The 14,061-nt window shown below is 64.2% G+C and carries 13 protein-coding genes; all 13 read right to left on the bottom strand.

Annotation, left to right across the window (positions count from 1 at the left end):
- Nucleotides 1-3 precede the first annotated feature (3 nt).
- Entirely contained in the window at nt 4-876 is an 873-nt protein-coding gene (gene accD / locus AC1RMD_RS29855; RefSeq protein ID WP_116990177.1) for an acetyl-CoA carboxylase, carboxyltransferase subunit beta, read from the bottom strand.
- 108 nt (nt 877-984) lie between these two features.
- A complete protein-coding gene (locus tag AC1RMD_RS29850) occupies nt 985-1,287 on the bottom strand; it encodes a hypothetical protein (protein ID WP_492932263.1) in 303 nt (100 codons plus the stop codon).
- A gap of 89 nt (nt 1,288-1,376) precedes the next feature.
- Complete coding sequence (gene trpA / locus AC1RMD_RS29845) at nt 1,377-2,174, bottom strand: tryptophan synthase subunit alpha (protein WP_492932261.1); 798 nt, start codon at nt 2,172-2,174, stop codon at nt 1,377-1,379.
- A gap of 10 nt (nt 2,175-2,184) precedes the next feature.
- Nucleotides 2,185-3,438, bottom strand: a complete 1,254-nt coding sequence (gene trpB, locus AC1RMD_RS29840) for a tryptophan synthase subunit beta (protein ID WP_492932259.1) — start codon at nt 3,436-3,438, stop codon at nt 2,185-2,187.
- Complete coding sequence (locus AC1RMD_RS29835) at nt 3,383-4,096, bottom strand: phosphoribosylanthranilate isomerase (protein WP_492932257.1); 714 nt, start codon at nt 4,094-4,096, stop codon at nt 3,383-3,385. Before AC1RMD_RS29835 ends, trpB begins: the two co-directional genes overlap by 56 nt.
- A 9-nt stretch (nt 4,097-4,105) precedes the next feature.
- Nucleotides 4,106-4,909 carry a tRNA pseudouridine(38-40) synthase TruA gene (truA, locus tag AC1RMD_RS29830; protein WP_492932255.1) on the bottom strand — a complete coding sequence of 268 codons (804 nt, stop codon included), beginning with the start codon at nt 4,907-4,909 and terminating at the stop codon, nt 4,106-4,108.
- A 48-nt stretch (nt 4,910-4,957) separates the two neighbouring features.
- Entirely contained in the window at nt 4,958-7,726 is a 2,769-nt protein-coding gene (locus AC1RMD_RS29825) for a motility hub landmark protein FimV (protein WP_492932253.1), read from the bottom strand.
- A 216-nt stretch (nt 7,727-7,942) separates the two neighbouring features.
- Entirely contained in the window at nt 7,943-9,070 is a 1,128-nt protein-coding gene (asd, locus tag AC1RMD_RS29820; RefSeq protein ID WP_492932251.1) for an aspartate-semialdehyde dehydrogenase, read from the bottom strand.
- A 28-nt stretch (nt 9,071-9,098) separates the two neighbouring features.
- Entirely contained in the window at nt 9,099-10,169 is a 1,071-nt protein-coding gene (leuB, locus tag AC1RMD_RS29815; protein WP_492932249.1) for a 3-isopropylmalate dehydrogenase, read from the bottom strand.
- Nucleotides 10,170-10,184: 15 nt separating this feature from the next.
- A complete protein-coding gene (gene leuD / locus AC1RMD_RS29810) occupies nt 10,185-10,832 on the bottom strand; it encodes a 3-isopropylmalate dehydratase small subunit (RefSeq protein ID WP_492932247.1) in 648 nt (215 codons plus the stop codon).
- Between the two features lie 54 nt (nt 10,833-10,886).
- Complete coding sequence (locus tag AC1RMD_RS29805) at nt 10,887-11,012, bottom strand: entericidin A/B family lipoprotein (RefSeq protein WP_008450980.1); 126 nt, start codon at nt 11,010-11,012, stop codon at nt 10,887-10,889.
- A 43-nt stretch (nt 11,013-11,055) separates the two neighbouring features.
- Nucleotides 11,056-12,459 carry a 3-isopropylmalate dehydratase large subunit gene (leuC, locus tag AC1RMD_RS29800; protein ID WP_492932245.1) on the bottom strand — a complete coding sequence of 468 codons (1,404 nt, stop codon included), beginning with the start codon at nt 12,457-12,459 and terminating at the stop codon, nt 11,056-11,058.
- A 214-nt stretch (nt 12,460-12,673) separates the two neighbouring features.
- On the bottom strand, nt 12,674-14,061 hold a 1,388-nt coding region (locus AC1RMD_RS29795), incomplete at its 5' end, for a chemotaxis protein CheA (RefSeq protein WP_492932243.1).

Here is a 14,061-nt window from a genome sequence, read left to right as displayed (position 1 = left end):
ATCTTAGGCCAGTACCTCTACCGCTTGATTTTGCAGCAGTGCCATCAGACGGGCGATTTCTTCGCGCATCTTGCGGCGGTCGACGATCATGTCGACGGCGCCCTTGGTGACCAGGAACTCGGCGCGCTGGAAGCCTTCCGGCAGTTTCTCGCGCACGGTGTTTTCGATCACGCGCGGGCCGGCGAAGCCGATCAGCGCTTTCGGCTCGGCGATGACGACGTCGCCCATGAAGGCGAACGAAGCGGACACGCCGCCCATGGTCGGATCGGTCAGCACGCTGATGAACGGCAGCTTCTTGTCGGACAGCTTGGTCAGCATGGCGGTGGTCTTGGCCATCTGCATCAGCGACAGCAGGCCCTCTTGCATGCGGGCGCCGCCGGTGGCGGTGATGCAGATGAACGGCACTTTCTGTTCCAGCGCCACTTGCGCGCCGCGCACGAAGCGCTCGCCGACCACGGAGCCCATCGAGCCGCCCATGAATTCGAATTCGAAGCAGGCCACCACGCAAGGCAGGCTCATGATGGCGCCGCCCATGACGATCAGCGCATCGGTCTCGCCGGTGGCTTCCATCGCCTGCTTGAGGCGGTCTGGGTATTTCTTGCTGTCTTTGAATTTCAGCGTATCGACCGGCAGGGTGTCCATGCCGATTTCATAGCGGCCGCCGGCGTCGAACAGGCTGTCGAGGCGCTCACGGGCGCGGATGCGCATGTGATGGTCGCATTTCGGGCAAACGTGCAGGTTCGATTCCAGATCGGTGCGATACAGCACGGCTTCGCAGGATGGGCATTTGACCCACAGGCCCTCGGGCATGGTCTTGCGTGCGGCAGCGTCGGAACGCTGGATACGTGGGGGCAGCAGTTTTTCCAACCAACTCATAAATTCTCCTTGCAGCTAACTTGTGGCCGAAGTGTAGCCGTTTCTCGCCCCTCTGTCGAACTTTGCTGTACAACAATTTTTAAGGTTCGTCATGAAATTGGCGGGTTTTTAGAGGGAATCACCTACTGCAAAGGACGATTTTTCATCTTGTTTAGGGGGCAAGTCGATGTGGATTTTATAACCAGTATAGACAATATTCCGGAGATAGATTTCCATCACATGTTCTGCTGACAAGCCGATTTCGTCCCCTATCTTCTTAAAGTATTCGATATCTGAATGGGCCAATCCGATGGTCACAGGCCTTCCCATTAGCTTCGCTAAAGGATGGGGTACGGAGACATAACGCGCCACATCCAGCTCCTCGTCACACATATAAGTCACCTCATGGATAAAGGCCCATTCGAAACGCACGGCCGCTCTCCTTCAACATAGCCAGTACTGAACTATGTATCAAGGTGAGCGGTCGGGATTTGATGCCGGCTAAGGGCGCCGGCGCGGGTTTAGGCGTCGAGCGCGGCGCGGATGCCGCTGACGAAGGTTTGCACGGCGGCGACGGCGCCGTCTTTGCCGGCGTTTTCGATTTCCTGGATGATGCGGCTGCCGATGACGACCGCGTCGGCCACCTCGGCCACGGCACGCGCGGTAGCGCCGTCGCGGATGCCGAAGCCCACGCCGATCGGCAACTGCACATGCTTGCGGATCGCCGTCAAACGCTCCGCCACTTCCACCGTGTCGATATTGCCGGCGCCCGTCACGCCCTTCAGCGAGACGTAGTAGCTGAAGCCGCCACCAACCTTGGCCACCTGCGCGATGCGCTCTTCGGTCGAGGTCGGCGCCAGCAGGAAGATCAGGTCCAGCTCGGCGGCGCGCATGGCGGCCGCGAACTCTTCACACTCTTCCGGCGGGTAATCGACCACGATGGCGCCGTCCGCCCCCGCCGCCCTGGACTTGGCGATGAAGGTGGCCGCGCCGATGCGCTCGATCGGATTGGCATAGCCCATCAGCACCACCGGCGTGCTCTGGTTGGTCTTGCGGAATTCCGCCACGTAGCCGAACACGTCGTGGATGCCGACGCCGTTGGCCAGCGCCCGCTCGCAGGCGCGCTGGATCACCGGGCCCTCGGCCATCGGATCGGAAAACGGCACGCCGAGTTCCAGGATGTCGGCGCCGCCCGCCACCATGGCGTGCATCAGCGGCACCGTCGATTCCGGCGACGGATCGCCGGCGGTGATGAAAGCGATGAGCGCGGTTTTTTTGTGCGCCTTCAGGGCGCTGAAAGTAGCTGCGATTTTGGACATGTCGTTTTCCTTAGTTGAAGTTCAAACCCATACGTTCTGCCACCGTATGCATGTCCTTGTCGCCCCGACCCGACAGGTTGGCCAAAATAATCTGATCTTTAGGCAAGGTTGCCGCCAGCTTGGCGGCATAGGCCAGCGCGTGCGACGATTCCAGCGCCGGGATGATGCCTTCGATATGACAACAATCGTGGAAGGCCTTGAGCGCCTCCTCGTCCGTGATCGACACGTATTCCGCGCGACCGATGTCCTTCAGGTAGGCGTGCTCCGGCCCCACGCCCGGATAGTCGAGCCCGGCCGAGACCGAATGCGTCTCGATGATCTGGCCGTTCTGGTCCTGCAGCAGATAGGTGCGGTTGCCGTGCAGGACGCCCGGGAAACCCTTGGTCAGCGACGCGGCGTGCTTGTCGCCGTCCAGCCCCTCGCCCGCCGCCTCGACGCCGATCAGGCGCACCTGTTTCTGGTCGATATACGGGTAGAAGATGCCCATGGCGTTGGAGCCGCCGCCGATGCAGGCGACCACGCAATCGGGCTGGCGGCCGGTCATTTCCGGCATCTGCACCAGGCACTCCTCGCCGATCACCGACTGGAAGTCGCGCACCATCATCGGATAAGGATGCGGGCCGGCCACGGTGCCGATGATGTAGAAGGTGTTTTCAATGTTGGTGACCCAGTCGCGCATGGCTTCGTTGAGCGCGTCCTTCAAGGTCTTGGAACCGGACTCCACCGGCACCACGGTCGCGCCCAGCAGCTTCATGCGGTAGACGTTCTGCGCCTGGCGCTTGACGTCCTCGCTGCCCATGTAGACCACGCACTCCAGCCCGAAGCGGGCGCAGATGGTGGCCGTGGCGACGCCGTGCTGGCCGGCGCCGGTCTCGGCGATGATGCGCGGCTTGCCCATGCGCTTGGCCAGCAAGGCCTGGCCGATGACGTTGTTGATCTTGTGGGCGCCGGTGTGGTTCAGGTCTTCGCGCTTGAAGTAGATCTGCGCGCCGCCGGCCAGCTCGGACCAGCGCTTGGCGTAGTAGATCGGCGACGGCCGGCCGACAAAGTGCTTGAGCTCGTAACGGAACTCGTCGAGGAACTCGGGATCCTTGCTGTAGCGCTCGTAGGCTTCGTTGAGCTCGGCCAGGGCGTAGGTCAGCGTCTCGGCGACAAAGGAGCCGCCGTAGGGGCCGAAATGGCCTTTGGTATCGGGAAGGTTGTAGTCTTTAGCGTGGAACAGCGGCTTCGCTGGGGCGTTCATCATGGTGGATTTCGCTTTCATTCATGGTATCTCCGGCCCGCACCGCCGCGACAAAGGCGGCGATCTTGCGGGCATCCTTGATCCCCTTGGACGCTTCGACACCACTGCTGATGTCGACGGCGTAGGGGCGTACACCGACCACCGCGTCAGTCGCGTTGTGTACGCTCAAGCCACCACTTAAAACGACCCGAGGCGCGAGATCTTTTGGGATGAGAGACCAATCAAAACCCTTTCCTGCACCGCCATAGGCATCCACATAGGTATCCAGCAACAGGCTGGTGAACAAGGGACTGGCGGCGCGGCATAGCTGCTCGTATTCTAGCAAATCGGCCGGAAGTGTGTCGGGTTTGACGCGGAACACCCGCATAAATTGTCGCCCGGCCTCCGCCGCGATGGCGGCGGACTGCTCCACCGTCTCGTCGCCGTGCAGCTGGACCAGCGAAATCGGCGCCACCTTGCAGGTGGCGGCCACCTCTTCCGGCGTGGCGTTGACGAACAGGCCGGTGCAGGTGATGAAGGGCGGCACGGCGCGGATCAGCTCGGCGGCCTGTTCGGGCGTCACGTAGCGCGGGCTCTTGGGGTAGAACACGAAGCCGATCGCATCGGCGCCGGCCGCCACCACGGCTTGCACATCTTCCAGACGGGTCAAACCGCAAATCTTGATACGTGTGCGTGCCATGTTGATCCTTTAAAACCAGGGCAAGGCGCTGCTGGTCTCCAGCGGCAATTCCCATTTGGGGTCGTAGTCGATTTTCGCCAGGTACAGACCGTCCGGCATGAAGGTCGGCGCGGCGGCGTGGCGGTCCTTGGTTTCCAGCAGCCGGCCCAGCCATTCCGGCTGTTCCCGCCCGGTGCCAATATAAACCAGCGAGCCGACCAGGTTGCGCACCATATGATGCAGGAAGGCGTTGGCGGTGATGGTGAACACCACCAGCTCGCCGTGGCGCTTGATCTGGATCTCGTGCATCAGCTTGACCGGCGACTTGGCCTGGCATTGCGCGGCGCGGAAGGCGGTGAAGTCGTGCCAGCCCAGCAGCGGCGGGATGGCCTGCCGCATCAGTTCCACGTCCAGCGGGCGGAAGCAGAAGCCGGCGCGCCCTTCCAGCAGCGGCGAGCGGGTCGGATTGTTGTACAGCACGTAGTGATAGGTGCGGGCGCGGGCGCTGAAGCGGGCGTGGAAGAAGTCGTTGACGCTGGGGTCGCCGTCGAGCTGCTTGGCCCAGCGCACCGCGATCGACGGCGGCAGGAAGGCATTGACGCCGCGCACCCAGGAATGGGTGTCGCGCACCAGCCCGGTGTCGAAGTGGACCACTTGTTCCAGGGCGTGCACGCCGGTGTCGGTGCGGCCGGCGCAGGTGGTGGCCAGCGGCACCCTGGCGAATTTCTCCAGCGCCTGTTCCAGCTTATCCTGGACCGTGTGGCCGTCCGCCTGTTTCTGGTAGCCGTTCCACGCGGTTCCGTCGTACTGGACGCCGATTGCTATCCGTTTCAATTGCTGCCCGATGTCGTGTCAGAGTCAGCCATTATATACGGAGCGGGATTACCCCAATTGGGCGCGCATCGCATTGGCCTTGGCGATCTGGTCGTCGCTGCCGCCGCGCAGCACTTCGTCCAGCAATTCGCGCGCGCCTTCCTTGTCGCCGATTTCCTGGTAGGCGATCGCCAGGTCCAGCTTGGTGTCCATTTCCATGTGGTGCGCCGACAGCGTGTCGTCGCGGCCCTGGGCTGGCGCGGAATCTGCCGCGGCCGGGGCGCCGGAGCCACCCTGTGCGGTATCCAGGTCGAGGTCGATGCCGGACAGGTCGAACTCCTGGGCGGCCGGCGCCGGCGCCGGCGTGACTTCTTCGGCGCCTTGCAGCGCATCGCCGAAGTCGCCGGCGTCGAATTCGGCGGCCGGCGCCGGGGCTGGTGCCGGCGCGGCCGGCAATTCCGGAATTTCAAAGTTCATCAAGTCGAGATCCAGCGGATCGCTGCTGGCCGACGGCAAGCCAGGCGCCACCGTCTCGGCCGGCAGGTCCAGGCCGAAGTCCATGCTCAGGTCTTCCACCGGCGCCGACGCGGGCTCTGGCGCCGGCGCGGCTGGCGCGTCGAAGGCCAGGTTGAAGGCGTCTTCCGGCAAGGCTTCCGGCTCGGCCGCAGCAGCCGGCGCCGGCGCGGCGGCGGCCGGCTCGAAACTCAGGCCACCCAGGTCGAAGTCCATCAGATTATCGGTTTCCGCCGCCACCGAGGCTGGCGACACGGAGGCATCGGCGGCCTGCGGCAAGGCGGTGTCCATCTCGCTGCCGAAATCCATCAGATTGCTGTCGCTGGCGGCAGGCGGGGCATCGAAGCCCAAGTCCAGGTCCAGGCCTGCGGCGGCCGGCGTCGGCGCCGGGGCCGGGGCGTCGAAGTCGTTGCTGAAGTCCGATGCGCTGAACGCGGCGGCGCCGGCGGCGACACCGGCAGCGGCCACGACCGGCGCGGCGGCGAACATGCTGTCGGCGGCGGCGCCGCCTTCGGAGTACAGCGGATTGCCCGGGTCCAGCGTGCGGCCCATGGCGGCGGCCTGCGCCCACTCATCGCCCTGGCCGCGCGTCATCGAATACAGCTCGGAGGCCTGGCTCTCGAACCCGCGCGCATCCTTGCGGGTGACGTAGATTTCCAGCAGCTTCAGGCGCACCGCATGGCGCTCCGGATGGCTGCGCAACGCCTCCTTGAGGATTTCTTCCGCCTGGGCGTCGCGGCCGTAGGCGATGTAGACGTCGGCTTCCGCCACCGGATCGACTTCATTGGTGTCGAGCTGGCTGGCAGATGGCGCGAAGTTGGAGTTGAACACGCTGTTGTTGGTGTCGACGCTCTGGCCGCCCGCTTCGGCGATCAGCGCCTGCGATGGGATCGCGGTGTCGCCCAGGATGCTGCCCTCTTCCTTCGGCACCTCGAACTTCTTGCGGCGGCGCGTAGCGATCAGCGCGCCGACGGCGGCCAGCAGGGCCGCAGCCGCCAGGCCGACGTATTCCAGATTGTCCATCATCTTTTCGAACAGGCTGGGTTCGGTCAACTGCCGCGGCGGCACCACCAGCGTACGCTTGGGCTTGGCCGGCGCGGACGCCTCCACTTGGGCCGAAGCCGGCACCGGCGCCGAGGCCAGCGCCGAAGCCGATGGCTTCGCGCCGTCCGCGCCAGCCTTGTTCTTGACCGCCATCAGGTTTTCCAGGTCGTGGACGTTCTTTTCCAGTTCCTTGGTGCGGGCGGCGGCCTCGTCCAGTTCCTTCTGGTGCGCGATCTTGTCTTCCACCGCCATGCCGGTCTTGCCGGCGACCGGCGCGCCGGACGTGGTTTTCGACAGGGTCAGCTTGTCCTTGGCGGCGTTGACGGCGTTCGGTTTTTCTTCCACCTTGGCGGTGATCTTGCCCGACACGTTCTGGCTGGCGTCCGGCTCCCTGGCCGGGGTGCTGTTGGCCACCTGCCCGGCCAGCTTGGCGCGGTAGGCGTGGAAGTCGGCCGCATGCGCGACCACCACGCCGCGCGCCTCGCCTTCCGGCGCGCTGTTGCGGATCGTCTCGGCGTCCGGCACGGCCAGGATCTGGCCCGACTTCAGGCGGTTCATATTGTTGCCGGAGAAGGCTTCCGGATTGGCGCGGTAGAGCGCCACCAGCATCATGTCCAGCGAGACGTCGACCGGCTTGACCTGGTTGGCGATGCGGGTCAGGTTGTCGCCGGCCTTGACGGTGTATTCATTGGCGGCAGGCTTGGCCGGTGCGGCCGGCTGGCGCACTGGCGCCGGCGTGCTTGGCGCCACCGGCGCGGCGGCCGGTGCCGCTGCCACCGGAGCGGCGGCGGGTGCGGAAGGCGCGGCGGTGCGGCCCAGGTCCACCGGCGCGGCCACTTGCGGCGCTTGCGTCGCGCGCATGTCGGCCGGGTCCAGCAGGAAAGTGTATTCGCGGACCATGCGGCCGCCGGTCCAGTTCAGCTCCAGCAGCATGTCGACGAAGGGCTCGTTGACCGGCTGGCTGGACGTTATGCGTATCAACTGGCGGCCATTGCGCTGTTCGACTTCGAAGCGCAGCGACAGCAGGGTCGGATTGAACTCGATGTTGGCGGTGCGGAAGGCTTCGGCCGGCGCCAGCTTGGCGACCAGCGCGCCCGCTTCGTCCGCCGAGACCGCGGTCAGTTCGATCTCCGCCCGCAGCGGCTGCCCCAGCGACGATAAAACCGTCAGCTTGCCAAGCCCGGCGGCGTTGGCGGACGCCACTAACACCGCACTGGCGACAGCCCCAGTGAGCGTCTTCAACGCGAAGGAAACAATGCTGGAGCGAGTTGGTACGTGCATAGTGGGCGGCATCTGGTTGTCAGAGGGAAAATGTTACTTTCCCAGATATATCAACATATCATCATGCTCCAGAGCATGCAAGCTTTGCACGATGTTTCTCTAGTGATACATGAGGATGTGTAACGTCTATGCCTACTTTAAACCAAAAAAAGGGATTTCCCCTATGAGAACTCATAGAGAAAACCCCTTCTGCTTTAACAATTGCCGGAAAGCTTGTTACTTGTCCAGCACGATGCGCAGCATGCGGCGCAGCGGTTCGGCCGCGCCCCACAGCAGCTGGTCGCCGACGGTGAAGGCCGACAGGTAGTCGTCGCCCATGCTCATCTTGCGCAGGCGGCCGACCGGGATCGTCAGGCTGCCGGTGGCGGCCGCCGGCGACAGGTCCTTGACCGACGCTTCACGGGTGTTCGGCACCACTTTGACCCACTGGTTGTTGGCGGCGATGATGTCGTGGATCTCGTCGATCGGCACGTCTTTCTTCAACTTGATGGTCAGCGCCTGCGAGTGGCTGCGCATGGCGCCGATGCGCACGCACAGGCCGTCGACCGGGATGGCTTTCGAACCGAAGTCCGCGCCCAGGCCCAGGATCTTGTTGGTCTCGGCGCCGCCCTTCCACTCTTCCTTCGACTGGCCGTTGCCCAGGTCCTTGTCGATCCACGGGATCAGGTTGCCGGCCAGCGGCGCGCCGAACTGCTTGGTCTCTTCCGCGCTCAGGCCGTGCTGGGTGGCCAGCACCTGGCGGTCGATTTCCAGGATCGCCGAAGCCGGATTGTCCAGCAGCGCTTTCACCGACGAATTGATGGTGCCGAACTGGGTCAGCAGCTCGCGCATGTGCTGGGCGCCGCCGCCCGATGCCGCCTGGTAGGTCATGGAAGTCATCCACTCGACCAGGTTGTGCTGGAACAGGCCGCCCAGGCCCATCAGCATGCACGACACGGTGCAGTTGCCGCCGACGTAGTTCTTCACGCCCTTGCCCAGCGCGTCCTTGATGACGTGCAGGTTGACCGGATCGAGCACGATGACGGCGTCCTTCTCCATGCGCAGCGTGGAGGCGGCGTCGATCCAGTAGCCGTTCCAGCCGGCCGCGCGCAGCTTGGGGAACACTTCGGTGGTGTAGTCGCCGCCCTGGCACGAGATGATGATCTCGCACTTTTTCAGTTGGTCGATGTCGGTCGCGCTTTTCAGTTTGGTTTCGTTCTTCGCCATCGCCGGGGCGTCGCCGCCCGGATTCGAGGTGGTGAAAAACACCGGTTCGATGTGGGCGAAATCACCCTCTTCCTGCATGCGCTGCATCAGGACCGAACCAACCATGCCGCGCCAACCTACCAAGCCTACGAGTTTCATTTTCTTTCCCTCTAATGATTTATACGATTTATACCAAAGCCTTGACCACCGCGTCGCCCATCTGTTCCGTGCCCACCCTGGTGGTGCCGGCTTCGTAGATGTCGGCGGTGCGCAGGCCTTGCGACAACACCTGCTGGACGGCGTGCTCGATGCGGTCGGCCTGTTCGGCCTTGTTCAGCGAGTAGCGCAGCATCATCGCGGCCGACAAGATCGTCGCCAGCGGATTGGCGATGCCCTTGCCGGCGATGTCGGGCGCGGAACCGTGCGACGGCTCGTACAGGCCCTTGTTGTTGGCGTCCAGCGAGGCCGACGGCAGCATGCCGATCGAACCGGTCAGCATCGAAGCCTGGTCCGACAGGATGTCGCCGAACATATTGCCGGTGACCAGAACGTCGAACTTCTTCGGCGCGCGCACCAGTTGCATGGCGGCGTTGTCGACGTACATATGCTCCAGCGCGACGTCCGGATATTCCTGGTGGACGTCGGTGACGATGTCGCGCCAGAACTGGAAGGTTTCCAGCACGTTGGCCTTGTCGACGCTGGTGAGGCGCTTGCCGCGCTTCTGCGCGGCCTGGAACGCCACGTGGGCGATGCGGCGGATTTCGCCTTCGGCATAGCGCATGGTGTCGTAGCCTTCGCGCTGGCCCTTGAAGGCGCCGTCCGGGCACTCGCGCACGCCGCGCGGCTGGCCGAAGTAGATGTCGCCGGTCAGTTCGCGGATGATCAGGATGTCCAGGCCGGACACCACTTCCGGTTTCAGGGTCGAGGCGTTGGCCAGCTGCGGGTACAGGATGGCGGGACGCAGGTTGGCGAACAGGCCCAGCTGCTTGCGCAGGCCCAGGATCGCCTGTTCCGGGCGCAGCGCGCGCTCCAGATTGTCGTACTGGTAGTCGCCGACGGCGCCGAACAGCACCGCGTCGGCCGCCTTGGCCAGCGCCAGCGTGCCTTCCGGCAGCGGGTGGCCGTGGGCCGCGTAGCCGGCGCCGCCGACCGGCGCGCTTTCCAGCTCAAACTGTTCGCCCAGCACATTGAGGACCTTGACGGCTTGTGCGACGATTTCCGGGCCGATACCGTCGCCCGGGAGGATAGCGATTTTCATGGTTACTTTTCGAGATTAGATGACGTTGGCCAACCAAGGTTGGGTTGCCAGATGGCGCTCTTCGAAGCCGCGGATAGCGTCGGCGTGACGCAGCGTCAGGCCAATATCGTCGAGCCCGTTCATCAGGCAGTATTTGCGGAAGGCGTCGATCTCGAAGGGATAGGAGACGCTGCCATTGCTGGTGGAGATGCGCTGCTGTTCAAGGTCGACCACCAGACGGTAACCGGGGAAGGCCTTGACTTCATTGAACAGATGGTCGATCTGCGTTTCGGATAAAACGATGGGCAGCAAGCCGCTTTTGTAGCAGTTGTTGAAGAAGATGTCGGCGAACGACGGCGCGACGATGGCGCGGAAGCCGTACTGGTCCAGCGCCCACGGCGCGTGTTCGCGCGAGGAGCCGCAGCCGAAGTTCTTGCGGGTCAGCAGGATCGAGGCGCCCTGGTAGCGCGCTTCGTTGAGCACGAACTCCGGATTGAGCGGACGCACGCTGTTGTCCTGGCCCGGCTCGCCGTGGTCCAGGTAGCGCCACTCGTCGAACAGGTTGGGACCGAAGCCGGTGCGGTGGATGGACTTCAGGAATTGCTTCGGAATGATGGCGTCGGTGTCGACATTGGCGCGGTCCAGCGGGGCCACCAGTCCTTCGTAGATCGTAAATTTATCCATGATTCTCGTTCGGGTTGTGCGACGGCGGACCGTCGCGGCCCGCCGTGCTGCGGTTTATTTTTTGGTCGAGGCGCCTTCCAGCGACTCACCGACCTTTTTGACGTCCTTGCCGAAGCCGTTGACGGTGTTGCAACCGGTCAGGATCAGCGCGATGATGGACAGCGCGAATAGTTTTTTCATGTTGGCGTACTCGTAGTATCAAAAAGAAAAATCAACGCAACGCTCAGCGTAAAGCGCGTACATCGACGAAGTGGCCGGCGATACCGGCGGCGGCGGCCATCGCGGGCGACACCAGATGGGTGCGTCCGCCCTGGCCTTGGCGTCCTTCAAAATTACGGTTCGAGGTGGAGGCGCAGCGCTCGCCCGGTTCCAGGCGGTCGGCGTTCATCGCCAGGCACATCGAGCAGCCCGGGTCGCGCCATTCGAAGCCGGCGTCCTTGAAGATGCGGTCCAGGCCTTCCTTCTCGGCCTGGTCTTTCACCAGGCCGGAGCCCGGCACCACCATCGCCAGCTTGACGTTGGAGGCGCGGTGCTTGCCGCGCACCACTTCGGCGGCGGCGCGCAAATCCTCGATGCGCGAGTTGGTGCAGGAGCCGATGAAGACCTTGTCGATGCGGATGTCCTCGATCGCGGTGTTCGGCTTCAGGTTCATGTAGACCAGCGCCTTTTCCATGGCGTCGCGCTTGACGCTGTCTTTTTCCTGGTCCGGGTCCGGCACCCGGCCGTCGATCGCCACCACCATTTCCGGCGACGTGCCCCAGGTCACCTGCGGCTTGATCTCGGCGGCGTTGAGCGTGACCACCAGGTCGAATTTGGCGCCGGCGTCCGAATGCAGCGTGCGCCAGTAGTCGACCGCGCGGTCCCAGTGCGGACCGGCCGGCGAAAACGGCCGGCCCTTGACGTAGTTGATGGTGACGTCGTCGACGCCGATGATGCCGGCGCGCGCGCCGGCCTCGATCGCCATATTACAGACCGTCATCCGGCCTTCCATCGACAGCGCGCGGATGGTCGAACCGCCGAACTCGATACAGTAGCCGGTGCCGCCGGCGGTGCCGATCTTGCCGATGATGGCCAGCACCACGTCCTTGGCGGTGACGCCGGCCGGCAGCGCGCCGTCGACCTGCACCAGCATGGCCCTGGATTTCTTTTGCAGCAGCGTCTGGGTCGCCAGCACGTGCTCCACTTCCGAGGTGCCGATGCCGTGCGCCAGCGCGCCGAAGGCGCCGTGGGTCGAGGTGTGCGAGTCGCCGCAGACCACGGTCATGCCCGGCAGGGTCGCGCCCTGCTCCGGCCCGATCACGTGGACGATGCCCTGGCGCTTGTCGTTCATGTTGAAGTAGGTCAGGCCGTAGGACTTGGCGTTCTTGTCCAGCGTTTCCACCTGCAGCCGCGAGACCGGGTCGGCGATGCCGTCGGCGCGGCCGGTGGTCGGCACGTTGTGGTCGGCCACCGCCAGGTTGGCGGACACGCGCCACGGCGCGCGGCCGGCTTCGCGCAGGCCGTCGAAGGCCTGCGGGCTGGTGACTTCGTGCACCAGGTGGCGGTCGATGTAGAGGATCGTGGTGCCGTCTTCTTCGGCCTTGACCACGTGGGATTCCCAGAGTTTGTCGTAAAGCGTCTTCATCATAATTTATGAGTACTGCTGCTGCCTGTGTGAGTGATCCACTTCGATTATGCCATATTGTGCAATGCGGTAGCGGCCGCCGCTGGCCGGCCTCGTGAGCCGATGCAGTTCCGCCTACCGATACACTTTTTATGACTCCTTTTGCTAAATTCGGAAATACAAATAAAAAAAGCCTGCTTGAACGCAGGCTTTTGGTCTATCTGGCTCAGTGCTGAGACTAAGCCGCCATGCGTACACTCCCTCGACATCCGTCCATTAGGAACGATAGGCCCACCACCAGCACCAGTTCGCCCTCGGCCGAACGCGCGGTGCCGGTAATACCTTCGACACTAATCGCGGTCATCGGTTTAATCACCAGGTCGGCGGTACCGTCGACCGCTTCCACCGCCAGGATGTATGGCTGTGGTGCGGCGACAACAATGCCGACCTTCTCGCGGCAGCTCTCGTAGCCCAGCGAATCGGCCAGCGAACGCACCGGCAACGGCCGGCCCTGGTCTTTCAGCACCGGCGCGCCGCCCACTTCCATGAACACTTCCGGCAGCTCGACCACGCGCTGCACCACGGCCATCGGCAGCGCCAGCGCGGCGCCCGAGGTCGACACCAGCATGGTCGGCACGATCGACAGCTCGATCGGCAGGCGGATGGCGAACTTGGTGCCCTTGCCCAGCGCCGATTCGATGTGGATGGCGCCGCGGTTCTTCTCCACCGCGGTCTTCACCACATCCATGCCGACGCCGCGGCCGGACACGCTGGAAGCGACTTCCTTGGTCGAGAAACCCGGCAAGAATACCAGCTGGAAGCATTCATCGTTGGTCAGCTGCACCGATTCCGAGATCAGGCCCTTTTGCTGGGCCTTGGTGCGCAGCACCACCGGATCCATGCCCTTGCCGTCGTCCTGAAGCACAATCATAACGCTATTTGCTTCCTGCCATGCTTTGAGCGAAATATAGGCCTTGGCCGGCTTGCCCGCCGCCAGGCGGTCTTCCGGCGATTCGACGCCGTGATCCAGCGAGTTGCGCAGCATGTGCACCAGCGGATCGTACAGGCTGTCCACCACCACGCGGTCGACTTCGGTCTCCGCGCCTTCGATGGTCAGCTCGACGTCCTTGCCCAGGTCTTTCGCCAGTTCGCGCACCAGGCGCGGGAACTTCTGGAACAGGCGGCCGACCGGCTGCATGCGGGTCGCCAGGGTGGCGCGCTGCAGTTCGGTGGAGTAGCGCGAGGCGCGCTCCAGCGTTTCCGCCAAGGTCGCCATCAGCGTCTGGGCCTGGCCTTCGAACTTGAATTGCAGCAGGCGCTCCAGCAGCACGGCGGCCTGGTTGGCGGCCTGCACCGATTCGCCGGCCACTTCCAGCAGCGCGTCCAGCTTGACGGCGTCGACCCGGATCGATTCTTCCTTGGCCGGCGCGGCGTGCGGACGCTCTTCGCGTTTTTCGGCCGCTTCGCGCTTGGCGGGGCTGGAGGTCGGCGCGGCGGCGTGCACGGCGGCGACCACGGCGGCCAGCTCGGCGGCCGGCAACGGCGCCGACGGCGCTTGCGCAGCGGCGGCCGGAGCCGGAGCTGGCGCCGCGGCGGCCGCGGCGGGTTTGGTGTAGCTACCGGCCG

The organism is Duganella sp. GW822-FHT06D06, assembly GCF_058799615.1.
This window is presented reverse-complemented; position numbering and strand designations above follow the sequence as displayed.